General features: G+C 36.0%; 42 protein-coding genes and 1 tRNA gene. 24 read left to right on the plus strand and 19 right to left on the minus strand.

The window, feature by feature from the left end; translation table 11 throughout:
- Positions 1 to 26: 26 nt before the first annotated feature.
- From H3S73_RS05295 to H3S73_RS05380, 18 genes are all read right to left on the minus strand, one after another.
- A complete protein-coding gene (locus H3S73_RS05295) occupies positions 27 to 1,226 on the minus strand; it encodes a PAAR domain-containing protein (protein ID WP_198236036.1) in 1,200 nt (399 codons plus the stop codon).
- 517 nt (positions 1,227 to 1,743) lie between these two features.
- Positions 1,744 to 2,091, minus strand: a complete 348-nt coding sequence (locus tag H3S73_RS05300) for a hypothetical protein (protein ID WP_198236037.1) — start codon at positions 2,089 to 2,091, stop codon at positions 1,744 to 1,746.
- Between the two features lie 76 nt (positions 2,092 to 2,167).
- Positions 2,168 to 2,692 (minus strand): lysozyme, encoded by a 525-nt coding sequence (locus H3S73_RS05305; RefSeq protein WP_198248893.1) that lies wholly within the window; start codon positions 2,690 to 2,692, stop codon positions 2,168 to 2,170.
- A complete protein-coding gene (locus H3S73_RS13915) occupies positions 2,652 to 2,876 on the minus strand; it encodes a holin (protein WP_198236039.1) in 225 nt (74 codons plus the stop codon). Before H3S73_RS13915 ends, H3S73_RS05305 begins: the two co-directional genes overlap by 41 nt.
- A gap of 212 nt (positions 2,877 to 3,088) precedes the next feature.
- Positions 3,089 to 3,772, minus strand: a complete 684-nt coding sequence (locus H3S73_RS05315) for an endonuclease (protein ID WP_198236040.1) — start codon at positions 3,770 to 3,772, stop codon at positions 3,089 to 3,091.
- Positions 3,773 to 3,877: 105 nt separating this feature from the next.
- Entirely contained in the window at positions 3,878 to 4,375 is a 498-nt protein-coding gene (locus H3S73_RS05320; protein WP_198236041.1) for a hypothetical protein, read from the minus strand.
- An 11-nt stretch (positions 4,376 to 4,386) separates the two neighbouring features.
- Positions 4,387 to 4,728, minus strand: a complete 342-nt coding sequence (locus H3S73_RS05325) for a DUF1064 domain-containing protein (RefSeq protein ID WP_198236042.1) — start codon at positions 4,726 to 4,728, stop codon at positions 4,387 to 4,389.
- Positions 4,725 to 5,012, minus strand: coding sequence for a DUF1364 domain-containing protein (locus tag H3S73_RS05330; RefSeq protein WP_198236043.1), 288 nt, complete (start codon positions 5,010 to 5,012; stop codon positions 4,725 to 4,727). The genes H3S73_RS05325 and H3S73_RS05330 overlap by 4 nt, the downstream gene beginning before the upstream one ends.
- 9 nt (positions 5,013 to 5,021) lie before the next feature.
- Entirely contained in the window at positions 5,022 to 5,204 is a 183-nt protein-coding gene (locus H3S73_RS05335; RefSeq protein WP_198236044.1) for a hypothetical protein, read from the minus strand.
- The gene (locus H3S73_RS05340; RefSeq protein ID WP_198236045.1) at positions 5,204 to 5,647 is read right to left on the minus strand and encodes a recombination protein NinB; all 444 of its coding nucleotides are present in this window, start codon (positions 5,645 to 5,647) and stop codon (positions 5,204 to 5,206) included. The genes H3S73_RS05335 and H3S73_RS05340 overlap by 1 nt, the downstream gene beginning before the upstream one ends.
- A 63-nt stretch (positions 5,648 to 5,710) precedes the next feature.
- The gene (locus H3S73_RS05345; RefSeq protein ID WP_198236046.1) at positions 5,711 to 6,001 is read right to left on the minus strand and encodes a hypothetical protein; all 291 of its coding nucleotides are present in this window, start codon (positions 5,999 to 6,001) and stop codon (positions 5,711 to 5,713) included.
- Positions 6,002 to 6,010: 9 nt separating this feature from the next.
- Entirely contained in the window at positions 6,011 to 6,433 is a 423-nt protein-coding gene (locus H3S73_RS05350; RefSeq protein WP_198236047.1) for a hypothetical protein, read from the minus strand.
- Positions 6,412 to 6,618, minus strand: a complete 207-nt coding sequence (locus H3S73_RS05355) for a hypothetical protein (protein WP_198236048.1) — start codon at positions 6,616 to 6,618, stop codon at positions 6,412 to 6,414. Before H3S73_RS05355 ends, H3S73_RS05350 begins: the two co-directional genes overlap by 22 nt.
- A complete protein-coding gene (locus H3S73_RS05360; protein ID WP_198236049.1) occupies positions 6,602 to 7,282 on the minus strand; it encodes a replication protein P in 681 nt (226 codons plus the stop codon). Before H3S73_RS05360 ends, H3S73_RS05355 begins: the two co-directional genes overlap by 17 nt.
- Entirely contained in the window at positions 7,282 to 7,998 is a 717-nt protein-coding gene (locus H3S73_RS05365) for a replication protein (protein WP_198236050.1), read from the minus strand. Before H3S73_RS05365 ends, H3S73_RS05360 begins: the two co-directional genes overlap by 1 nt.
- Entirely contained in the window at positions 7,998 to 8,222 is a 225-nt protein-coding gene (locus H3S73_RS05370; protein ID WP_232352943.1) for a helix-turn-helix domain-containing protein, read from the minus strand. Before H3S73_RS05370 ends, H3S73_RS05365 begins: the two co-directional genes overlap by 1 nt.
- Positions 8,223 to 8,233: 11 nt before the next feature.
- Positions 8,234 to 8,518 carry a CII family transcriptional regulator gene (locus H3S73_RS05375; protein ID WP_086318410.1) on the minus strand — a complete coding sequence of 95 codons (285 nt, stop codon included), beginning with the start codon at positions 8,516 to 8,518 and terminating at the stop codon, positions 8,234 to 8,236.
- 3 nt (positions 8,519 to 8,521) lie between these two features.
- The gene (locus tag H3S73_RS05380; RefSeq protein WP_198236053.1) at positions 8,522 to 8,713 is read right to left on the minus strand and encodes a Cro/CI family transcriptional regulator; all 192 of its coding nucleotides are present in this window, start codon (positions 8,711 to 8,713) and stop codon (positions 8,522 to 8,524) included.
- Between the two features lie 101 nt (positions 8,714 to 8,814).
- Here H3S73_RS05380 and H3S73_RS05385 point away from each other — a divergent pair, with 101 nt between their 5' ends.
- The 23 genes from H3S73_RS05385 (at position 8,815) to H3S73_RS05495 (ending at position 22,180) form a co-directional block, all read left to right on the plus strand.
- The gene (locus H3S73_RS05385) at positions 8,815 to 9,453 is read left to right on the plus strand and encodes a S24 family peptidase (RefSeq protein ID WP_198236054.1); all 639 of its coding nucleotides are present in this window, start codon (positions 8,815 to 8,817) and stop codon (positions 9,451 to 9,453) included.
- A 182-nt stretch (positions 9,454 to 9,635) separates the two neighbouring features.
- Positions 9,636 to 10,469, plus strand: a complete 834-nt coding sequence (locus H3S73_RS05390) for a hypothetical protein (RefSeq protein WP_198236055.1) — start codon at positions 9,636 to 9,638, stop codon at positions 10,467 to 10,469.
- Between the two features lie 586 nt (positions 10,470 to 11,055).
- Positions 11,056 to 11,295 carry a hypothetical protein gene (locus H3S73_RS05395; protein WP_198236056.1) on the plus strand — a complete coding sequence of 80 codons (240 nt, stop codon included), beginning with the start codon at positions 11,056 to 11,058 and terminating at the stop codon, positions 11,293 to 11,295.
- Between the two features lie 69 nt (positions 11,296 to 11,364).
- A complete protein-coding gene (locus tag H3S73_RS05400) occupies positions 11,365 to 11,661 on the plus strand; it encodes a hypothetical protein (RefSeq protein WP_198236057.1) in 297 nt (98 codons plus the stop codon).
- 64 nt (positions 11,662 to 11,725) lie between these two features.
- The gene (locus H3S73_RS05405) at positions 11,726 to 11,965 is read left to right on the plus strand and encodes a hypothetical protein (RefSeq protein ID WP_198236058.1); all 240 of its coding nucleotides are present in this window, start codon (positions 11,726 to 11,728) and stop codon (positions 11,963 to 11,965) included.
- Between the two features lie 70 nt (positions 11,966 to 12,035).
- Positions 12,036 to 12,647: a hypothetical protein gene (locus tag H3S73_RS05410; protein ID WP_198236059.1), complete on the plus strand. Its 612-nt coding sequence runs from the start codon at positions 12,036 to 12,038 to the stop codon at positions 12,645 to 12,647.
- A 151-nt stretch (positions 12,648 to 12,798) separates the two neighbouring features.
- A complete protein-coding gene (locus H3S73_RS05415; protein ID WP_198236060.1) occupies positions 12,799 to 12,981 on the plus strand; it encodes a hypothetical protein in 183 nt (60 codons plus the stop codon).
- The gene (locus tag H3S73_RS05420) at positions 12,968 to 13,843 is read left to right on the plus strand and encodes an ATP-binding protein (RefSeq protein WP_198236061.1); all 876 of its coding nucleotides are present in this window, start codon (positions 12,968 to 12,970) and stop codon (positions 13,841 to 13,843) included. The genes H3S73_RS05415 and H3S73_RS05420 overlap by 14 nt, the downstream gene beginning before the upstream one ends.
- On the plus strand, positions 13,830 to 14,510 hold the full coding sequence (locus H3S73_RS05425; protein WP_198236062.1) for a ribonuclease H-like domain-containing protein: 681 nt from the start codon (positions 13,830 to 13,832) through the stop codon (positions 14,508 to 14,510). The genes H3S73_RS05420 and H3S73_RS05425 overlap by 14 nt, the downstream gene beginning before the upstream one ends.
- Before the next feature lie 22 nt (positions 14,511 to 14,532).
- Positions 14,533 to 15,084, plus strand: a complete 552-nt coding sequence (locus H3S73_RS05430; RefSeq protein ID WP_198236063.1) for a hypothetical protein — start codon at positions 14,533 to 14,535, stop codon at positions 15,082 to 15,084.
- 46 nt (positions 15,085 to 15,130) lie between these two features.
- Positions 15,131 to 15,298 carry a carbon storage regulator CsrA gene (csrA, locus tag H3S73_RS05435; protein ID WP_198236064.1) on the plus strand — a complete coding sequence of 56 codons (168 nt, stop codon included), beginning with the start codon at positions 15,131 to 15,133 and terminating at the stop codon, positions 15,296 to 15,298.
- A 225-nt stretch (positions 15,299 to 15,523) separates the two neighbouring features.
- Positions 15,524 to 15,784, plus strand: a complete 261-nt coding sequence (locus H3S73_RS05440; protein WP_198236065.1) for a hypothetical protein — start codon at positions 15,524 to 15,526, stop codon at positions 15,782 to 15,784.
- Positions 15,785 to 15,786: 2 nt separating this feature from the next.
- Entirely contained in the window at positions 15,787 to 15,972 is a 186-nt protein-coding gene (locus tag H3S73_RS05445) for a hypothetical protein (protein ID WP_198236066.1), read from the plus strand.
- 5 nt (positions 15,973 to 15,977) lie between these two features.
- On the plus strand, positions 15,978 to 16,250 hold the full coding sequence (locus H3S73_RS05450; protein WP_198236067.1) for a hypothetical protein: 273 nt from the start codon (positions 15,978 to 15,980) through the stop codon (positions 16,248 to 16,250).
- Between the two features lie 71 nt (positions 16,251 to 16,321).
- Complete coding sequence (gene ssb / locus H3S73_RS05455; protein ID WP_370528787.1) at positions 16,322 to 16,735, plus strand: single-stranded DNA-binding protein; 414 nt, start codon at positions 16,322 to 16,324, stop codon at positions 16,733 to 16,735.
- 95 nt (positions 16,736 to 16,830) lie between these two features.
- Positions 16,831 to 17,679, plus strand: coding sequence for a phosphoadenosine phosphosulfate reductase family protein (locus H3S73_RS05460; RefSeq protein ID WP_198236069.1), 849 nt, complete (start codon positions 16,831 to 16,833; stop codon positions 17,677 to 17,679).
- Between the two features lie 143 nt (positions 17,680 to 17,822).
- A complete protein-coding gene (locus tag H3S73_RS05465) occupies positions 17,823 to 17,972 on the plus strand; it encodes a hypothetical protein (RefSeq protein WP_198236070.1) in 150 nt (49 codons plus the stop codon).
- Between the two features lie 33 nt (positions 17,973 to 18,005).
- Positions 18,006 to 18,605 carry a hypothetical protein gene (locus H3S73_RS05470; protein ID WP_198236071.1) on the plus strand — a complete coding sequence of 200 codons (600 nt, stop codon included), beginning with the start codon at positions 18,006 to 18,008 and terminating at the stop codon, positions 18,603 to 18,605.
- Between the two features lie 2 nt (positions 18,606 to 18,607).
- Entirely contained in the window at positions 18,608 to 19,378 is a 771-nt protein-coding gene (locus H3S73_RS05475) for a hypothetical protein (RefSeq protein ID WP_198236072.1), read from the plus strand.
- 45 nt (positions 19,379 to 19,423) lie between these two features.
- Entirely contained in the window at positions 19,424 to 19,738 is a 315-nt protein-coding gene (locus H3S73_RS05480; protein ID WP_198236073.1) for a hypothetical protein, read from the plus strand.
- 71 nt (positions 19,739 to 19,809) lie between these two features.
- On the plus strand, positions 19,810 to 20,253 hold the full coding sequence (locus H3S73_RS05485; RefSeq protein ID WP_198236074.1) for a DUF3850 domain-containing protein: 444 nt from the start codon (positions 19,810 to 19,812) through the stop codon (positions 20,251 to 20,253).
- Between the two features lie 91 nt (positions 20,254 to 20,344).
- On the plus strand, positions 20,345 to 20,896 hold the full coding sequence (locus H3S73_RS05490; protein WP_198236075.1) for a DNA N-6-adenine-methyltransferase: 552 nt from the start codon (positions 20,345 to 20,347) through the stop codon (positions 20,894 to 20,896).
- A gap of 237 nt (positions 20,897 to 21,133) precedes the next feature.
- Positions 21,134 to 22,180, plus strand: a complete 1,047-nt coding sequence (locus tag H3S73_RS05495) for a site-specific integrase (protein ID WP_198236076.1) — start codon at positions 21,134 to 21,136, stop codon at positions 22,178 to 22,180.
- Between the two features lie 25 nt (positions 22,181 to 22,205).
- Here H3S73_RS05495 and H3S73_RS05500 read toward each other — a convergent pair.
- Positions 22,206 to 22,282, minus strand: a tRNA-Ile gene (locus tag H3S73_RS05500).
- Between the two features lie 212 nt (positions 22,283 to 22,494).
- Here H3S73_RS05500 and H3S73_RS05505 point away from each other — a divergent pair.
- Positions 22,495 to 22,854, plus strand: a complete 360-nt coding sequence (locus H3S73_RS05505) for a DUF4156 domain-containing protein (protein WP_198229068.1) — start codon at positions 22,495 to 22,497, stop codon at positions 22,852 to 22,854.
- Positions 22,855 to 22,879: the final 25 nt, after the last annotated feature.

Below are 22,879 nucleotides of genomic sequence, written 5' to 3' on the forward strand. Positions count from 1 at the left end.
ATAATGAACATTTTTAATCCTTTATATCATTCAATTTTATATTGTTCACCGTTAGGGCGCGTACATAAATAATAGTGCGGAGGCACTTCATCAGCAAATGTCATAACTATAACTATTTGACAGCTATCCGCTAAATCCCGCACATTTGTGATTTTTTCTGGCTCAGGAACAACTAGCGCGGGCTCATCAGTTTCTTTATTATAAAAGAAAACGTTTTCGACGTCTTTAAAAATACTAATCAATGAGGCTATGTCAACCCCAATCTCTCCAAGTAACGCAGCCTCTTTCATTTGCGTATAATGTCGGACCAGATCCTGGCGCCCATAATGCCACAATTTTTTGACAGGCATCCCTAACTCGTTTATTTTAGGCACTAGTTCGAGTTTACCGTGTACAGATAATCCTATATCAACCAAATCATAAACCAGCGTTCCTACTGACTCGGACAGACCTAATTCCCGAGCAGCTGCCTGATAGGTGGATTTCAAAAAACCGTCCTGACCAGTTATGCCCTCCTGTATACTATTCACACCATGAGCGCCAACATATGCACCAATTACACAACCGATCCCAGTTGTGCACATAGCAGCACCAGTTGTAATCATAGCTAAACCGCCAAAAATATAAAGGCCTTTTTTTAGCCATGTAAGCGATTGCTCCAAAAGGTCATCTTCTTCCGCCTTGATTTTTTCCGCGCCTTGCTCATACGCCATTGCACCACTATCTACCCGTTCAACAATATCATTAGCAAACGATTCAATGTCCTGTTTGAACGCCTGTTTAATATCATCATGATATAGATGTTTTTCGCATAATTCATCAGCGCATTGTAATAGACGACGTGCATCAATTCTAATTAAATTGTTTTCGTCATTATTCTCTGAGTTAAATTGTTTTTGATTACCTGCAAACGAATTCGATTGAACAGAACCACCACCAACCCCAATCCCAACATACATAGTACTGTTTAACGCTAAGATTCGATGTCCACCGACTGGCGTGCATTTACACGCAACAATACAGCCATCATAGGCAACGGGTTTGCCATCGATAATAAAGTTGTCTGCTCCCTCTATTATTCTACCAGTACTGCTGCATCTGGGACAGGAAACTAAATCACCTAATAGAGCAATTTGAGCACCATCACTATACCCTTGACCCGACGCCGTGATAATCCTACCGCCATAATTGGTCATATCTCCTAAAATAGCCACCTGTTTGCTCATAGCACATCCTCACATTGTCGTTATATCCATTGTGAATATGTATGTAGTTTATACAATATAGTTGTGTTAGTCTGATTTTTTGTGTTAAATAGTGTTAAACAATGTAAAAATTCGTTTTATGATTAATTATGCAGTTTTTAAAATTACAGCCAGGATAATTTTTATACTTTATGCAGTAAAAATGAATAGTTATTTATACAGGTAGTTAATTGATAAGCTATTAATGAGAAGTATCTAAGTTAGTAGTTTTAAGGGGATATGGTTTCTAAGTTTGGCGACCGCGAACCACCCCCCTAGTACGAAGAAATTAAACATGATACAGATAGAAATGTAACAAATTGTTTAATAACAATAATAGAATAACTCACACACAAAATACCGTCAAGTATTATTCACCACTAATTCCCCGATCGCTCGTTTATCTTTGTTGCACATTTCAATAACATTTAATAGGTGTTCGTTGTATTTAAGACTATCACCGAACGTCATTGGTTTAGGCGGTAAACGAGGTACACACTCATTTAGTAAGTTTGCGGGTATCGGTTGATTGACGTAAATTTTTCGCTCGGTTGTACAGGCTGTCAGAAACAGAAACAGGCACAAACTGATTAGCGCAGTCGATATCTTTGAGTTGCTCATTAATCTGCTCCTGCCGTTCTGTTGATTGATTTTCTAATTCGCGTTTTGATTGCTCGTTGTCTGCGATGATTTGATTGTTTTTAGCAATAGTTTGCTGCAGTTGTTCTATTTGGCTGGTTAACTCGAATTTCTCGCGTTTTAGACGCTCATTTTCGCGATAGTTGTTGTAACCAATATAAATAATTAGAACAAAAATAACGATAATTAATATTTTTGATTTATACATTAGTGAATATCCAAAAATAATGAAAAAATTAAAAACCAGCCCCAACCACGAACACCACCGATAGCCATAATTGCGGCTATGGCAAAACATGCGAACGACATAATTTTTTTTCCTGTTCTCGACGTTTAACTAGCCCATTCAAAACAACTCCACCTGATTTATTCCAACGCGGGAACTCGTTACATGCGGCTCGATAATTTCCGTTATTCAGGTGTTTAAACATTGTAGATGTCCGCATTTTGGTACATCCTACGTTGAACGTGATTGAGGTTGCTGCATCAAATACTGGTTGAGGTAAATGAAACCCATTCGCGTGTCGATTAACACATTGTTCCGCCGTTTTGATATCATCAACCCAGCGTCTGGCGATTTCCTCGTCTGTATAGCGTTTTTGCTCTACATTACCAGTTGAGCCAATACCAACAGTTAACACACCCGCTGGACAATTATATGGCTCTCTAATACAGGATTCAGCATTGCCGATTAGCTCCAGTCCTGCTCTACTGGTTCTAATTTCATCTGAGTAATTTGTTAGAACAATACCGATAATAGCCGAAACACTACAAATCGCAGTCGCGGTGATTTTTTTCATATTTCGCATAGTATTGCTCTCTCAAATTTTTTTTATGATTAAAATCTCTGCGTTTGTAAATCCAATTAATGATAAATGTGGCTATTGATATAATAATACCGATAATAATAGCGATATCGTTTAGGCTCAGAAATCCAAACATAGAGCATGTGACTCCCCAAAAATAGGATACTGGTGACGTGTATTTGTCCATATGAATTTACGATTGTTAGTTAATAGAAATGACAGCGTACTAGCTCTGGGTCTGTGTAGTGTGTGTGTCTAGCATTGCTGTCGATACTGTGAAACCTCAGGACTGAGGATTTAAATAAAAATAGCAATCAGCGGAATAACTATATGTAGTTCATCAAAATAAATGCTGATTGCCAAAAACAGGCATAAAAAAACCGACTTTCGTCGGCTTGATTAATTACATTTTTCGGTAATAAACTTATTGTCATTACCCTGAATTCGTTCTATTTGTCGATTCCTATCGCATTCCCATTCGTTAGGTGGATACATGTTATCCCATGCGGTCATTAGTTTGCTCTGCGCGTCAGATAAATTGATATTATATTTATCCTGCATGTAGAAATATGTGCGGGCAATTACGCCTCTAATTTCCTCACGAGGTTGAAATTGGCGCTGTTTAAAATCCACCGACGATTGGCATTGACCGTATTGGTTGGGTGTTTTAGTAAATTGAGAATAACGGAAATTGGAACGGTCGCCATTTACCTCACCGATAGACGGCTGGAGATTATGCAAATCGCCCTCCATTGTGTTGAAAACGGCATCTTTCTTACACTCTTTACGCCCGCCATTGCGCCAGCATTTTAAATGCCGTCCAAAATTCTCGGCTGGCATAACATGCTCCCATTCTATACGAGCTGCTCGCACCTGATTTTTTCGAGGCGTATAACCACACTTATTAAAATCTACAGAGCCTTTTTTACCATTGAACGAGAATCCACAACCGCAATAAAATGTTGTTTGTTCAGGGTGCGATGAGTAAATATGAACTAGTTGAGTTTTAGCGTTGTTAAAATTTTGAACTGAATTAGCAACAAAAGAGGTTAATAAAAGGGGCAGAAAAAATGGGAACTTCATAGTAAATCTGGGTATATCCTAAAACAAAAAGCCCCCAATCGAGAGCTTTACATAAAAATCCTATCATGAACAGTTTAGTGTACTTTTTGTCCCACGTCAACCTTATTAATAATAAATATCGTCTCTTTTTGATAATTTACTAACAATGTAGCTTTCGAATGCTCGTAATCGTCTATCAACTGTATTTTTTGATATATTTTTTAATTCGGCAATATCCCGTAATGTTAATTTTTCGCTCCAATCAGTACCATCAACAACAATATCAATGCCCTTATAGTACAGCTCGGCTATGTCATGCTGTTCTTTAATTGATTCATCCCGTGAGTTTTTAGCCTCCCTCATGCATTCATCTATAAATTCTAGTTCATTTTCTATATATACAAAATTTTTTCTAGGATATAATTCAGAAAACATAGCGCTAACATTTTTATAACCGCATTTACTGGAATACGCGTTACAAATTCCCCACATTTTTAATAGTTCAATAGATTTAGATAATAAATTACCCTCATTGTTTTTTTGAATAAAAATATTTTGGTTATTTAAATAATTTTCAAATTGTTGTGGTGTAAAATCATTTTCAATGCGTTTATATTCAGACACTATTTACCCCTTTAAAATTCTTCAATTTCCCAACCGCCACCGTGTTTTTTAGCGCGCTTTTTAATTGCCACGAACTTAAACGGGTACATATCGGCAGCGACTTTTATTTTTACGCGGGCATCGTCCATCCAATGCCCTTTTACCTCGTGTAATTCAATTAATCTATCCTTGTTCATTACGACAAAATCAGGCGTGTATGTTGTGTTATCAGCTAATTTGAATTTTAATCCCTCAAATTTAAACCACAGTATTTCATTTGCTCGCTCTAATGTTTTTAAATACTGATAATATTCAGATTCAGTTTTGTTCATCTGACCTGATTTTAATCTACCTAGCGCTAACATTGGTCTCATAGTTTTATAGCATCCTCTTTAACTAATATATCTATCGTTCTCATGACGCCCTCAGCGTGAGCTAATCGGACAAATTCGGGTTCAAATAATCGTGTTCTGCGGTCTATTTCGTCATGGCACGCTGAACATGCCCACGCGCCCTGTAAATCATTTGGTTTCATACCTATACCGCATGTGCCAGCTAATCGATAATGAGCTAATACAGTGGTTTCAGCGCTGTAATTACAGCATGGTAACCGTACCTGACACTCTCTACCTCTCGCCAATTTAGTTAGTTTGCTCATGAGTGTTTTTTACCTATAACTCGTTGATAAAAATTTCGACACTACAACATTTGAATCGTGAACATTTGAATCATTTTTATTTAAATTATTTCGATTAATTATTTCTCTGCGCTGTTCGTTTAAATAAATTAATAGACGTTCAGCCTCTGCAATTCGTTCATCTATTGTTTCTAATTGTTCTAAATCGTTCATTACGCCACCCTTGATAATTGATCTTTGTACTGTTCTGCTAGTCGTATAGCCTCTAATGCATCATTACTAAATTTAACGCCATTTTCAGCACCAAATTGTTCGGCACATGTCACCACGTCAGCGAATTCTTTTTTATTCATTTTCCGAGTTGATAGCCCCATAAACACTAGTCCGCCATCGATCCCCTTGAGGCATTTTTGTCCATGTAAATTAGCAGTAATTAAATGTTTCCATTCTTCAGCAGTTAGTTGCTCTCCGTTCCATTTGACCTGTTTTGCTATATCATTTAAAACAGCCCACATCATGCGATTCTGAGCCAATGAGCGTTTATCTTCATCAATCACAATTCTTAGAGGATGTTTATTATCAATAGGTAATTGACCAATAATATTTATAGCAAATTCGCGAGCGGATTCATGTGTTAATCTTATTTCCCGTATCATTTAATATTTGTCCAAACTAGCATCGTCCATAAAACCAATACCGCTATAAATGTTAATGTTTGATTATTCATTACTATCTCCGTTTACAATTTCCGCACGAACCAGCCACGCAGTTAGCGCCCGAGTTATATACTCAGAGTTTTGCTCCAACAGTTTTGATATAAATTCATTATTTTTATAATCATCAATCCCAATTGGTCTGGGAGTTATTAAATATTTTTTGAAATTTTCCAACTCAATATCCAGCTCTGCAGGCGTTAGTTTCCGTTTGCCAACGGTTTTAATTTTTGTTGTAAAACTCCCATTAATGTGACCTCGAAATATTCGCCTAAAAAAATTAATAAAATATTGCATTATCAATCCTCACGCACTCAAATTATCAACAAGTGAATCTGTTGTAATTGCATCCAATTTGTTCTTAAGCTCCGCAATTTCTCTTTGAAGAACAATCACTTTTTCGCTATCAACTTCATGTTTTAATTTGTTATAGTATTTTTTAATATAATTTTTTGTTGCTTGGTTGTAGTCACCTATCTCTTTCCCTAGTACATGTTTTTTATCAGTGATACAGTAGATAATGCTTCTTTTAATTTTTGGGTTGTGCACAAGGCTTTTTACAGCACCTAAGAATTCAATTTCTAAACCATTTTTTTTGATAACCGAAAAAGCGCATAGCAATTCTTGATAATATTGTTCTCTATCAAAAATGAGCTCTGATAACTCCATATTTAAACCAGTGTTTTTATCGAATACTTTTGCTTCCACTACTTTTTTAACTCTTGCCATTTTTGTATTAACTCCCTCAATTTTTCTTTATCTTTGTCAGTAAATTTCTTTACTCTTTCTGCTAACTCATGTTTAATTTTTGATTTGTTAGCGCCTCGTGTTTTAATTTTAGTTACATAGTCATACGCTATTTTGTCCAACATGTGATGCTGTCCTAGTGGGCAGTGGTTAACTCGATGTAACATGACCAAAACCAAATTTTTGTTTTATTTTGTACAGCTTTGATAATTGTTCCTCACGAGATAACGGTTTGCCTTGAACGGTTTTAGGTAACGACTTATTCGGTGTTGGGATTACCCATCCTGTCATTATTTTTTTTGCCATTTCGCTAATCATTTTTTCCGCTCTGATTAACAATTTTTCTTTTCCCAAATTTTCATCCAGCATTAATCGGTGAAGATCGTTTATTAGCCAATAATTAGCATCACCGCCATAGTCATATTCGCAAAAATCATCAAACCCCTTGTGTTTACCGAATTCAATAACGGCCTTAGTTAAATTTTCTGCGGTTGGTAGCCCGTATTGTTCAGCTAGCCCCCGTTCACACCATCCAATAAATTGCCCTACCGATGGCATAAACGGGTTATTCTGCTGTCTGGCTATACGCATACCCGCATTAATCATTGCTGGATTGATTCCGTTCTCGATAAAACCTACTATCCATTGCCGTTTAATTGCGTTCTCGTCGTTATGATTTAGAGTGTGAAACATTGCAGGACACGCGGCTCTCAGCTGACTGAATAATTTATTTACAACCACTGCAACTTGTTCCTGCTGCTGTTGTTTTTTTGAGTTGTCAACGGCGTTAACGATGTTGATTTGCGGGACTAATTCAGCAATATTTTTCATCAGAACATTTCTCCATTAAGATTATTTATCCAAGACGTGTCGTTTGAGTTGCTAACAGCAGCGTTATTCTTGAGAGGAAACAGCCCCTGCCAACCATTCATGATCGATTGGTTAATTATCAATTCAGGATTTGCTTGTGCCTCCAGCATTTGAGATTGTTTTAACCACGATTGTGGTTGTAGTTTTTTACCTAACGAATTTCTGTAATCAATCCAGTTTTTCCAAACGTCAATACTCACGTTTTTTGGTTTGACAGTCATAGGGTCAAAATCATTGTTTCTTTTTTTTGTAATATTGTTTTTTATAGTGTCTTTTGTAGAGTGACATTTTTTGTTACTGGTGGTAGGTACATTTTTTGTCACTGGTTCAATGCATTTTTTGTCACTGGTAGCATTTTTTGTACCTGCATTTTTTGTCACTGGTTCGGACGGTTCTAAAACTAGTGAATATTCAGTTATTCCACCATTATTTTTAATAGCATTAATTAACCCTAAATTAGCTAATTCAGTTAGCGCCGTGTAAATAGTTCGCTTGTCCTTGATTCCCAAATAATCCATAAACTGTGACGCGCTGATTTTGTCGCTATTTTTACCCCAGCCAGTAGTTTTACGAGTTATTAGGAGATAACAGCGCAATGCATTGGCTGACATTTTCGCCATTAACTCATCAACGACAGCATTAGGAACCTGAAACGAATTAGCTATAAACTGGCTCATTACTCACCTCTCATCGAATATTCAGCGTACTGAACACCATGCTCATTGACTAAACGGCTATCAATATCAAAACCAGCCTGTTTTAGGTCGTAAATGCGGGCGCTTAATCTCAAACAGCCGTACAAATTCAACGCCTGTAACGGATTAATTGTTTTACCACTCTGCAAATGAGTTAATATTCGTTCGCATTGGCTCAGTGTTTTTTTGGTTTTTAGAGTTGACATCACAGCTACCCTTAGATCATCTCATCTATTTCAAGATATTTTTTAGCTAGCGTTTTAATTGATTTGAGCTCAGCTTGTGACACTTCCAACGAGTCATCAGGGACGACTTTCAATCCAAGACATCTCAACAAATTTGCAATTTCTGGTAGATCATCATTTTTCATCCTAGATAACTTGGATTCACTAATGCCCATTTCTATGGCTACTGATGTTTGAGTTTTATCTGCAAGACGTTGCAAGATTATGGTCTCGATCTTTCTCGACCTTTCATGTTCCTTATTAGATAATTTTTCCATTGATTAATGCTCTTTTGTTTTTCGATATATAGCACTATCAACTTTTAATTCACCGTTCGTGATCTCTTGTAATCGATAGGCGTTTTTTTCTGGGATTACTTCTCCCCATTGAGAAACAGCAGCAGGACTGATCATTAGAGCGTCAGCTATTTTTTTGGGGTATTTATAGTACTTGAGTACAGTTTTTTTAAACATGTGTTTTCGCTCCTTAAATTTTAGTTTTCTTGAATATTACAATGTTAGATATCTTAAGTCAATAAGAGTTAAGATAACTTAAATATTAAATGAGGTGTCAAATGACTACAGAAACAATTGGTCAACGAATACGCAGAACTAGAAAAGCCCTGAATCTAACGCAGAAAGATTTGGCAAAAGCCTTAACGGAGGCTACACACGGTTCAATTTCTCAATGGGAATCGGATACAACCACTCCTAGCGCTAAAAATTTATATGATTTATCAATAGCGTTAGAATGCGATTTCGTATGGCTTTTAAATGGCGGCAAAAGGTCAAATGTAGCACCAGCATCATTAAAATCGTTTAAAGTTCCATTAATTAATTGTAATCAGGTTGTTTTGTTAAATCAGCCTGAAAAACTTGATGATTTACCTAATATTGAATATTTAATGACATCTTTAAACGTATCAAAAGGATCTTTTGCAATACAAATAGATGAGGACTCAATGGAACCTGAATTTAAACAGGGCGATATAGTTATTATAGACCCCGCCATCAAACCGACGCCAGGCGAGTTTGTTGTGGCTGTAAAAAATAAAAATGAAGCAGCAATTTTCAAAAAATATCGTGAATTAGCCGATGAGCAATTTGAGTTGATCCCATTAAATCCCGACTATAGAACTGTCAGCACCGTAGATAAAAAAATTCAGATTGTTGGCACAATGGTTGAACACCGAATATTTAGAAGAAAAAGATAGGTGAGAATCACCCACAAATAATCGCGTTCGAGGTTTTTAATAAATTCAAACCGATAACTGAAATGGCGTATATTTTGGGTGCAGGTAAATTGATGATGTTAAGGAAACATGGCTAGGCAGGATTGCGAATAGATAACTGTCTCAGCGATTTTAGGAACCAAATATAAGGAACAAGTGAAAGAATGAATGATAATCTAATAACTCTTAGATATGACGGTCTTGATGCGGACTTTCATAAAATTGAATTATCAAGTTTAGCTGAATCGCTGAAAGGAGCATCAAAAGTTATTTCATCGGTTGGCAACTTCACTGCAACGCAAAAATTTATAAGGAAACAGACTAATCAAGAAATTGCAGTTTATGCCACTGGAGCTAAAGCAAATTGTTTTAGTGTTGAATTGATAATGGACTTTGTGGGTCAACATCAGATATTATCTGGTAGTTTTGGTGCGACTTTTAGTGTAATATTAATGTACGTTTTAAACAGAAACTCAGCTAAAAAAGATGAAATGAGACACTTGAAAGATGCTTTAGATAAAGCAATACAAGAGCTTGGGAATAAGGATAAAAACACTATCGAAAGACTCTTGAATACTATTGATAAAATGGCTGACTCGTTAAAACCATCTGTAGGGCAAATGGTTGAACCTATTGGTAATTCTTGCAAAACTTTAAATGTTTCAAACAATAAAGTGGAGTTAAAAAATTTTGAGCAAGCAGATAAAGATTTTATTAACAATTTAGGTGACGACGAGATTATTGGGTTAAAAGAATATTCTGTTTATATCACCGAACTTGATACAATCAATAGAACTGCGAAAATTTACTTTGCAAGCGATACAGAAAAAAATAGAATTATCGCTGAAATTTCCGACCCAACCCTATCTCCTTACATCAAGGCGTTATCATTGTATTCTCATAACCATGATAGCCCAGAAGCAGAAATAAAAGTGATTGCAAAAGCTACAGTAAAACAAAATAAAATATCTAAATTATTTATCGCTGATATATCATAATTAAGATATATTGATCCTAATCAAACCCGCTAAGCGGGTTTTTTTATGCCTAAAATTCATTAAATCCTACTTTTAATCATATTTTTTAATAAAAAAAGTAACTAATTCCATAAATATTTTAATAATTTAATTTTAGTATTCTTAAATAATTTAAGAATGCTAAAATAATATTTGACAATTAATTTTAGATATCTTAAATTATTAAGCATCAAAACAAATCAACCTACCAATCAATTAGCAATACTACGAGTTACTAATTAGGTAGCAAGATTCAAGTAGCTAGCAGGGGCATATGAACATACTGCGGTTTTGGAAAAATAAATCACATAGTGAAGCTCTTTAAAAATTAGGAAAGTCGAACTTAGTTAACTGGTAATAGTGTTAGCGGCACTGTTATTACTGTTTAGACCCTAGCATACAAAATTGCCCGAACTTATCGAGAAGACCTTTTGATAACTTACGGAAAAAGGCAACACTGGCGAAAGGTTAACTAAGGCGCAAAAACTCTGCTCTAGAGATAACTGAGCATTCAAATCAAAGCCCATTCAATGAGTGGGCTTGAGTTTGATAAAAACTGAGGTAAAAAATGGCTAAAAAAATAGAAGTTAAATTGATAGTAAACATTCAGGATTATGAAAATTTAACAGCGCGCATAGCTGTCGATTATGATAAAAAACAAATAAAAACAATCAGGGAGGTATGCTTTATTAAATATCTCAAGGATATGATGGATCAACACGCTCAACCGATTGTGTATGCCGCCAACGCTTTAGCTGAATTAAACGAAAAAACAATCGAACATGAAGGTTGTTGTGATGAATCCTGACAGCTGGAAAGACAGCAACTACTACATCCGCTTGCCCCAGAAATGGGGCTTTTTTAAGGGATTATTCAAATGGATAAAAAAATTAAAGAAGCTAATGATTTAACTAACAAATTAATCTCTGATGCTGTTAAAAATATTCAATCAAATGATGACGATTATATCATAGATTATTTTGCTGAATTAATATCATCAATCAAAATTAAACTGGGTTCTACTCAATTCAAGGATTTAAAAAACTCATTAAAGTCAGAAATTAGTATTCGACCAGATTTCATGAGCGTTCTAGATAGCGCAATAGTTTTTGCTAGAAGAATAATATATCTAAATTTAATGCTAAAACCAATCACAGATTGGCGCTTGCCATAAAAGCGCTATTCATTATCAACATCCTTTTGCCCTCTCATGAGGGCTTTTTTACAGGACTAAAACAATGAATTACACAGAATGGAAACAGGAATATTTAGAGTGTTTGATTCAGTTAATAAAACAGCATGAATATTCAAAAAATTACAGCAATGATTCTATCAATGAGCTGGCAATTGAATTACTTGAACGTGGTGGATTTGATGAAGATTTTGGGCACTGGGAGGTAACCCCTCCAGAACAGGCAGTGCAGGAAAGTTTCCTGTTATGGTTAACAGATTATTTTGAGGAAGAAAACAATGACTAATAAAGAAGTTATAGCGCGATTGAAGCAAAAGAATTGGTATGTTAAGTGTCAGAATAAACAGGACTCCGGGTTGGTATTACAGGCATGTGACGAAGCAGGAATAACATGGGTAGGAGGAGAAAAAACAACGGAATGGTGTCCATTTGAAACATACCCGTTTGATATCTGTTTTTTCAATAATTCTTACGGCATATCGGCTGATAACTCGAACATTTGTGAAATGTGCGGACTAGAAAACATCACCGACTGGTTCTTCAATGCAATAAAAAATAACGACGGTAATTTAATACCAAAACTCACACCACAGAACGCAGAACAAGAGCATTTGGTGCAAATTCTGTTAGCTATGAAGCAAAGCCTCTATGTTGAGGTTGATTATGGTTCTGGATGGGTAAATGCGGTAACTTTATTTCATAACGGGGATTTTAAATATCGAATAAACCCAAACCCAAACCCAACACCAATACCTGTTTCTCGTAAAATATGGAAAAAAATCAATAAAGAATTTCGATTCATAGTTATGGATAAAAATGAGCGCTTTTATCATTGCAAGAAAGCACCTAAAAGAGTTGATGGAGAGTGGCTTCTATCTGAAGTTGAACATATAAAAAGCCCTCTTGTTTTCAACTCTGACGGCATCGACTGGAGGACCTCATTAACCGAACGACCAGAGGGGGTATAAATGAACAACATACCGACTGATTATGTCGGTTGTAATACACGCGTTACAAACCGACAAGAGAAATTGACTAAGGGCGACAGGGTGTACGCCTTTTTTTCTGCCCTGAGTTTATTTTTTATAGGGCTATTTATATTGTTTAGCTGGATGTTAGATGTGGCGTCGAGGTGATTATATGAAATGGGAAGAAGTTTATCAATCGCTGTCGATTCAAGAAAGAATGATCGTTGATGTGGCTGAAGCGTACAGGGTTGATTTAACAAAATTAGCTAATTTACAAGTCCAAAAACAAGAGAATGATACGCACATGATGGAGGAATTATATGGTAGAGATTAGAAAGGCAGTTAGGAAAAAAGCGAAATTAAGATTAGGTATAGCTGCGCCAAGTGGCGCAGGTAAAACATATTCATCTTTGCTGTTGGCGTTTGGTTTGGGTCAAAAAATTGGTTTAATCGACACCGAGCACGGTAGCGGTGATTTATATGCTGATTTAGGTGATTACGACATTATACAGATTGAAGCGCCCTACACTATCGATAAATACCTACAATCCATCAAAGCGTTTGAGCAAGCAAATTATGACGTAATCATAATAGATAGCCTATCCCATGCGTGGGCAGGAGATGGTGGGCTTCTCGATAAGCAAGGCAAAATCGCCGAAAGCGGTAAAAACAACAGTTATTCTGCATGGCGATTTGTTACGCCTGAACATAATTCGTTAGTAAACGCTATGCTAGCAAGCCCGTGTCATATCATTGCTACAATGAGAAGCAAGCAGGATTACATTTTGCAAAGTGACGGTAATGGTAAACAAGCACCCAAAAAGATCGGTCTAGCTCCAGTTCAACGTGACGGAATGGAATACGAGTTTACGGTAATGTTTGATATTGATATTAATCACAATGCTACCGCAACAAAGGACAGAACGCGCCTATTTGATGGGAATATATTCAAAATAACGTCTCAAACTGGCGAGCAATTGCTTGAATGGTTAAATGATGGTGTGCCCAAAGAAATGGCGGAGCTAAATGACTTCAAAGAAAAAGCAAACAATGCGCAAAATATTAATGAGCTAAAAATCGCATTTCAAACGGCGTATAAAAATTTGATGGGTTTTCCTGAGCAAGAAGAAGCAAAATGCATTTATGACAAATTAAAAGAAAAGTTTACGGAGGAAGAAAATAATGAAACGGTTTAACATTTATTTTGATATCGAAACTATACCAACCCAATCTGAACATATAAAAAATCACATACAAACAAATTTAACACCTCCAGCAAGTTACAAAAAACAAGAAACGATTGATGCATGGATAGAAGAAAACAAAGAAACGGCTTACCGAAAAACCGCCTTAAATGGTGGTTTTGGTCAAATAGTTTGTATTGGCTACGCGATTAATGACAATGATGTTAGAACAATTTATTTTGATGATTGGGCAACATCTGAACGCGAAATTTTAAAAACATTTTTTAACGAATTAATCGAATGTTATAGCCCTAGTGCAGATATTACACCTCATTTTATTGGTCACAATATCGAAAATTTCGACCTGAGATTCATTTATCAGCGCGCTATAGTTCTGGGAATAAAACCTCCATCATTTTTACCGCTAAATAGTAAATCATATAACAATATGTATATATTTGACACCATGACGGAATGGGCTGGAAAACGCAATTACGTATCGCTCAACGAGGTGTGCCTGTCTCTGGGTATTCCACCTAAAGGTGACGAAATTGACGGTTCAAAAGTTTGGGATTTTGTGCAATTAGGGAAACTGAAACAGGTTGCTGAATATTGCGCGGATGATGTTGAAAAAGTCAGAGAAATTCATAAACGGATAGCGTTTCAAGATGTCGCATAAACATCTGTACTAGGATTTAATTATGGAAGAATTTTTAGAGTTTTTAGCTGTTGAGGCCTGTGAGTATGAAATTAAGGATGGGACGGTTATAGTCTTAGATACATTATCTCCAGTTGAAGCACATTTTGAAAATGTTGTTATTCCCGAAAATACAGATTTTACGGAAGGGTTGGATTTGAAATATTATGAGGGCGAGATTCAACTGCCTGAAAATTTAAAAGTGGGATTTGGTCTGGATTTGAGTAATACAAGCATAAAACGACTACCGTCTAATCTGACAATTTATGATAATTGTTCTGTTTATTTAAATGCGCATAAAATCGAAAATGTTTCATACAGAGAGAATTGCGGTTTTGGTAGGCGAACAATATTTGCATTTTGGGCAAATAATGAATTTTTAATTGCGGCAGGATGTTTCGCTGGGACATATTCAGATTTTGAAGAGCAGGTTAACGAGGAATATCGACTTTATAATACTTTAGCCACAAAATACAAGCGCTCAGCCCGAGACTGTATCAGTGAACTAGCCGAAAAATTGGGCAAACCCGACCCGTTCAAGAAAGCAACCGCCTAATGGCGGTTTTTTATTAACTCAATAAACAGAATTATAAGGAGAGCAAATGCTAATTTTAACTAGGAGAGTAGGTGAAACACTAATTATTGGTGATGATGTTTTTATTACTGTTCTTGGTGTGAAAGGTAATCAAGTCAGAATTGGTATTAATGCACCTAAAAATGTGCCTGTACACAGAGAGGAAATTAAAAACAAAATTGACGCGCAAAAATGATTAATCCCGTCTGGTATATGCGGTGATAATCAGTGTTAGCAGTGACCCTGCTCATTTCAGGATAGCCCGCTGATTTGAAATATACAAGCCTGTATCCAATTTCGTCGGTAGTCACGCCGATGGCGACAGAGTGACAATAATTACCTTATTAAGGAGATGCTAACAGCGTTCTAGGGTTTATTAGCATTCAACTAGTGCCAGAAACTGATTTAACGGAGGTGAGTAATGACTAAATTAAATTGGCGTAAATTTCCAGATGAAGCACCAAAAAAGATAGATGGCTTTTGTCAAAAGCTGTGTATCGTACGTATTAGGTTTTTAAATAATTATGGTGAATTATGCGAGTCAACAACATACGACTGGTACGACGAACACGCAGAACTTGATGAGCAGATAGATGATTATGTTGGTAAATGGTCTGAGTGTGATAACGATGAGATAACTCATTGGATTTATGCAGATGAGCTACCGCTACCTGAGGAGTAATTATGTCAGAAAAAATGAAAATAAAACTTACAGCGATATTATCGAATGGTCAAACTTATTCAACAACAGTTCAGATTGATAAAAGCGAATATGACGAGGCGGACGACAAGGAACTATTTTTACAACAAATTCATGATGAATTCATGCCTGAAATAGTTACCACTGGTTATGAAATTTTGGAGGATTAATAATTATGGGTGATGTCGGAGAGGCGTTTAACGAATATAGAAAAATCGTAAAAAAACGAAAAAATGAGCGAGCAAATAAAAATATGAAAATTATTCAGCAGTGCGAATTTAAATATAGTACTGATATGAGTGGTACTGTTTTATTTAAAACACCTCAAGGCACAGTTTGTTTTTATCCAACTGTAAATAAATTCATGTTTAAGAAACGGCTGTGCAGAGGCGACGCTAACAACGTGTTAAATTTTATTAGAAATATGGCGAAACAATTTGAGGATTAAAGATGGCAAACCGAGGAATAAATAAAGTCATTTTAGTTGGTCACTTAGGACAAGATCCTGAAGTCCGTTACATGCCAAATGGAAATGCTGTAGCTAATTTTAGTGTAGCAACCTCAGAATCATGGAAAGATAAACAAACTGGTGAAACCCGTGATCGCACTGAATGGCATCGAGTTGTCGTTTTTGGTAAATTAGCCGAAATTGCTGGTGAATACATTAAAAAAGGTACTCAAGTTTATCTTGAAGGGCAGCTACAAACTCGAAAATGGCAAGATCAATCAGGGCAAGATCGTTACACGACAGAGGTAGTTATTAATCCGCTCGGTGGAACTTTACAAATGCTAGGCTCACGAGAAAACGGTGCGGATGATAGGGAACACAGTACCCAAAATACAGCATTGCGCCAACAAAATAAAAACGTGCCTACACCGCAATCTAAAGCCCCAGAACCACCAATGGACTTCGATGACGATATTCCATGGTAGGTAATAAATATATTCATTATATTTAACCGCTCCTGTAGCGGTTTTTAATATCTATTTTTCCTCTACCATCAAGTTTATTAACATCGGGATATTATATGAAAAATATTGCCAGTTTCAGCGGCGGTCGTTCGTCTGCATATATGGTTTATCAACTAATGCATTCACACCCTGATACAGATTTTATATTCCTGGACACAGGAGCTGAACACCCGAAAACCTATGAATTCATCAAAAATATAGTTAAACACTGGGGTATAAAATTAACGTGTTTGCGAGTTGTGGTCAATCCAGAACTCGGGCAGGCAAATTCCTACCGTGAAATAACGTTAGACGAGCTAACACAGGATTTACAGCCGTTTCGCGATGTTTGTTATAAATATGGGTTGCCCTATTTGGGAGGCGCATTTTGCACTCGAACAATGAAGCTGGAGCCGTTTACACGATATTGTAATGATAAATATGGTAAAAATAATTATCAAACGTGGCTGGGTATACGTGCTGACGAGCCTAAACGGTTAAAACCCAAGGCGGGTTATAAGTATTTAGCCGAGATTTCTGACTTTGATAAAAGAGACATAATCAACTGGTGGAAAAGTCAGCCCTTTGATTTAGAGATACCCGAACATTTAGGTAATTGTGTTTTTTGTATAAAAAAATCAATTAGCAAAATCGCGTTAGCCACTAGGGATGAACATAAAATGGCAGAGAATTTTATTAATCTGATTGACGACCCCAACATCCGAGTTGTAGAACGCGAACAACAGGCTAATAAAATAATGTACCGTGGTAATCACTCGTTGGCTTCAATCATAGCTATGTATCAAAACCATTCACGAGATGACATATTAGCCACAATACGTGGCAGCGGTGGTTATGATTCAGGTTCATGCTCTGAATCATGCGAGCTATTTTCATGTCAGTTAGATTTAGATTTAAATCATTAAATTAATTATTAGATACAACCCGCTCCTAGAGCGGTTTTTATATACGATGTTAAATAAGGAGAACACAGATGAATGTAGATAGTAGCGTTTACGATGTAAACATAGAGTTTGGCAAATTAAATTGCGGTGATTCATTTATCTATATGAATCATCTCTACATAAAATCTAAAGTGTTACGTTCTGAACCAACAGAATATTGTGCAGTAAGACTATGTGATGGTGAGTCTAGATACGTGGCTGAAGCTGAGAGTGTTAAATTAGTCAAAACAAAAGCCGAGCGGGACAATGGCTAACCCACCCTAACCTATCCAAATCAAGGAAAAATTATGACACAACCAACACTTGAACAATTTTTAGATAACGTTAAAAACCACGAATTAACTATTCATCAAAATAATGACGTAGACCGACATTTAATATTTAAGAATCCAGCCACTAACGATAGGCATTTTAACATTACTACATTTCAGGGGTATCTAATAATTACTGGAGAAATGGGCTCATTAGTTTTTTCACAACAAAATGACATGTTTAATCTTTTCCGTTCTGATGATTTATCAATCGACCCATCGTATTGGGGTGAAAGAATTCAATCAACATCATGTGAGGCAAAATACGCTAGTTTTTTAGAGTTTGACATAGATAAGGTTAAGGCCTGCGCGCAAAAAGATTTAGACGATTTTATCAGGGATAACGAGCTATCAGAAGACGACGAATCTGTCCTCCGTCTCAAATTAGAGACTAGTGTTTTGAGTGCGGAGCATGAACACGAAATAATCGATAGAATTACAAATTTCGGCTGTTATGGATTTGATTTTGACGAGTTCTGGGAAAAGGATTACAGGACGTGTAGATATAATTACATCTGGCTCTGTTACGCTATCGTATGGGGTATAAAAAAATTTGATGATTTAAATAAGGAGTAACTATGAAAGACAAAACTTTAAATGAACTTTTAACCGAGAGTATTGACCGTTTTTCGCAAAGTGATGAACCTCAAAAAATTACCGACCTAGCAGTAAAATCATTGTTTACAGAATTGATTCAAAGCGCTTTTTCCCCTTACGGGTCTTTCGGCAGACAAATAGCCGAATTGATAAAAAATGCATTACCTCAGAATTTTGAAGAGATTGCTGCACTACCTAAGTACAATAAATTGATTATTGACTCATTAAGAAACGCGTGGAATTCATCAGACATTGAAAAACAATTCATAGATCAAACAACTGAAGCAATGCAAAAAATTATTAACGAGGATAAAGTGCCTAGCGTTATTTTCCTGTCTGAATTATTAAATGCATTTATGGAAGAAAATGAAGAGCAGGCCGAGGAGGAGGGATGGGGAAAACCGTCATTGATTATTGACGAATACGAGGCTCATTTCCCCTCTTCTTCTAAAACTTGCCATATATATTTTGAGGAACAACCGCCAAATCCTGATTCAATATCAAGTTCTAAATATCAGTTTAAAAATAACCTCTCTGGACATTTAACAGAGGAAACAATTGTACAGAATGGAGCTCTTCATCCAATTTACAAAATTTATTCGGCTAGGTTTGAAGGAATTCAGATGAATAAATTATTAAAACACAATTGCACTAAATTTGAATCAATGATGATCGCGTTGTATTTCGGAACATCAAAATTAGCGCTTGATTGTCAAGCAGATGATATTTATTACCCAAACGATTACGATTAATTATTAAATAATAACTTAGTGCAGAAAGTTAAATAAGGAATAACCATGAAATTTAAGTTTACACCGCCGAAACAATTAAAGGCCTCGATGCTGGATTTAAAAGCAGGGACAACATTTGTGTTTGACCTGGCTGATGGCTGCTCAGTTTTTATGATCCTAAATAAGGAGAGCATTTCAGACGAATTGGAGCTTCCATATGAAAACGACAAATCAGTATGTTTTTCAAATATAGAAACTGGCGAATTTTACTATAGGGTATTCACAGACAGTGAAGATGACTGCGTTTATATTGTTAAACCGACAATAATCCCTGAGTTCAGAACTATTGATGCGCTGGATTACGAACAAGGCGCGAATTAATTTAACGTTCATAGGGGGTGGGAAATCCTACCTATTCCCACCACTAAAAATATCAAACTGGTATAAAAAATATGAAAAATGTTAAACCACACAATATTGAAAACAAAGAGCATAAATTAAAAATCAAATCTGAGCATTATATTAATGTTATCAATGGCACTAAAACTGCGGAAATCAGATACAACGATCGTAATTATCAGGTAGGCGACATTCTAATCCTAAATGAAATTGACGAGAATGGTGTTTTTACTGGTAAAAATTGCGCAGTTATTGTTACACACGTTTTAGATGATAACCAGTATTTACAGACAGGTTACGTGATGCTGAGTTTTCGCATGTTTTATTCAGGTGATTTAAATAAAGATATTAACGAAATCAAGGCACAGGGTATACGGGAGGCTGTAAACAGCACCGTTAATATGGTGCTCCAACATAGAACTATGGCGGAACGTGACCTAACATGGCAATCGTATAGAGATGAAATATTATCGTATGCTAGCTCTCTAAAAAAATAATTTACGATCACTATGACAAACCCTTGTACGATAAGGGTTTGAAGCGATTTTTTGTCATTTTGGATCAGGGTCAGTTGAGGAGTAAATATTAATGGTTAGTTTAAATCAATCTAACACGCCAAAATCAGAAAAGGATTATTGGCGAACACCTAAAAATTTAATAGGTGACGCTCAAATGCTGTTAAATGTACCTCAATTTAGTGTTGATGTTTGCGCGAAAGATGCGGATACATCGATAGGTCTAGCAATTGCATATATTGATGAGAGTATTGACGCATTGAGTCCGCTAGTTGAATGGGATAAAAATAACATTGTTAGAAATGAGCGTTACCACTGTAAACATTTACCAATGTTTTGCAACCCGCCATTTTCGAAAAAATGGGAGTTTTTCCAACGAGCTATCGAGCAATCTAAATCATCGGGACACGAGATTTTAATGGTCATGCCATACACTCCCGCAACCCGTGCATGGCATGAAAATGTTATCAATCAGGACTGTATTATCTATGTTCCTGATGGTAGATATCAATTTCTGTTACCCAACGGTGAACGTTCACAGAATAGTTGCAGTTTTGAAACCTGCCTAATTTTGATTGTTCCGTTCAAATGTGGGAACGTGATAGTTAATTATCAGCGAGGGTAATTATGCGTGTAACAATGATATTCAGTTATAGGTTAAATATATGGAAATCATCACATTAAAAGACGCCGCAAGAATAACCAAATTATCATATACATATATGTTTGAAAATAAAAGTAAATACGGTTTTACTCGTCAAGGCGGTAAAGGCCGATGGTTGGTCGATAAAAAAATATTTGAAGAAAAATTCAATTCAAATAATAATAACGATCGGCTAACCTCTGATCAAGGAGGTAAAAAATGTCGATTAAAAAGCGTGGCGACATCTGGCATATTGATATCCAAGCACCAGATGGATCAAGAGTTAGGCGCTCTACTGGTACGACAGACAAAAGAAAGGCGTTAGAGTATCACGATAAATTAAAAGCTGAATTGTGGGAAATAACAAAATTGAATAAAAAACCGCAACGTCTATTTGAAGAGGCGGTTATTTTATTTTTGAAAGATAGCGAACACCAAGCGCGATTCGACTATAAACAAGCTCACGCAGAATATTTTTTAAAGATCTTTTCAGGCAGAACTTTATCAAGTATTACTGGCGAAGAATTAACAAATAGTATACCAGAATTACATTTAAAAACTAAGAAACCAATAGCTAATGGAACGAAAAATCGATATAGATCAACGATCCTCAGGGTTTTTAGTTTATCCCATAAAATGGGCTGGATTGATGCTGTGCCGTATATTCCTCGTTGTGGTGAGCCTAAAGTCAGAGTTAAATGGATTACAAAGGAAAAAGCAAGCATATTAATTCAAAATCTAAAATTAAATTGGATGAAAGACGTTTGTTTTTTTGCTCTATCCACAGGTGCGCGTATGAGCGAGATATTTACATTGACGTGGCACAATGTTGATTTTGTTAATCGAATAGCAACAGTAACTAACGAAAATGCAAAATCAGGTAAAGCAAGAGCATTATTATTAAATAATGATGCTATCGAATTATTGAGGAAATTAAGATTTAAAAATAATTGCGAATATGTTTTTACTCGTTCAACAAATAAGCGAATTTACGATATTGATAGAAGAGATTTTAAACGTGCATGTACATTATCAGGAATAGAAAATTTTCATTTCCATGATTTAAGGCACACGTGGGCAAGTTGGCATGTTCAAGCGGGTACACCTCTCTATACACTCAAAAATCTTGGCGGATGGGAGACGTTAGAGATGGTGAATAAATACGCCCATTTAAACGCGGATCATATGCTCGGTTTTGCCAATAATGTCACATTTACGGCACAAAAGCCATTTAATGGCACATTATCGAAAGCAAGTAACAGTTAAAAATTTATTTATATCAAGCTGTTAATGGTGGCCCCTACTGGACTTGAACCAGTGACCAATCGATTATGAGTCGACTGCTCTGACCAACTGAGCTAAGGGGCCATTTAGATGTGCTACTGACTTAGTAGGGTTGCGATTATAATAGAGTTAAATGGAATTTGCTATAGTTAAATTAATAAAAAAGGTTGATTTGCTTATTTATTAAGCTTTATTTTATTGGATTTTGGTCAGTTATAAGATCTGATATTATTTGTTTAATTATCCTGATACAATAATTTGGTTTATTTTCGTGCTTTATTGGTTGAGGGAATATTATGTCTATAAAAAAATTATTACTTATTAGTGCAGCCATTTCAACATCATTGTTTTTAAATGCTTGTAGTGGTTCTAACTATCAACCTACGGCTGCTGGTAGTCAAGTTCAGTTTATTGATACTAAGCCTGCTGCTAACTGTCAATATTTAGGTAAAGCAGAAGGTCGTCGTAGTACTTTCTTTTCTGGTTTAAAAACTCACAGTGAGCTTATTCGTGATGCAGCATCGGAACTTAGAAATAATGCCGCGGCGATGGGTGGAAATATGATTTATAATGCGCAAGATGCCTCACAACAATATATTTCTGATATTGCACCAACAGATGTAGTCATGGTTGGTGAAGTTTATAATTGTAAATAACATTATTATTTAATAAAAAAGGGAG

The organism is Gilliamella sp. B14384G12 (assembly GCF_016101825.1).
GTDB classification, from domain to species: domain Bacteria; phylum Pseudomonadota; class Gammaproteobacteria; order Enterobacterales; family Orbaceae; genus Gilliamella; species Gilliamella apicola_N.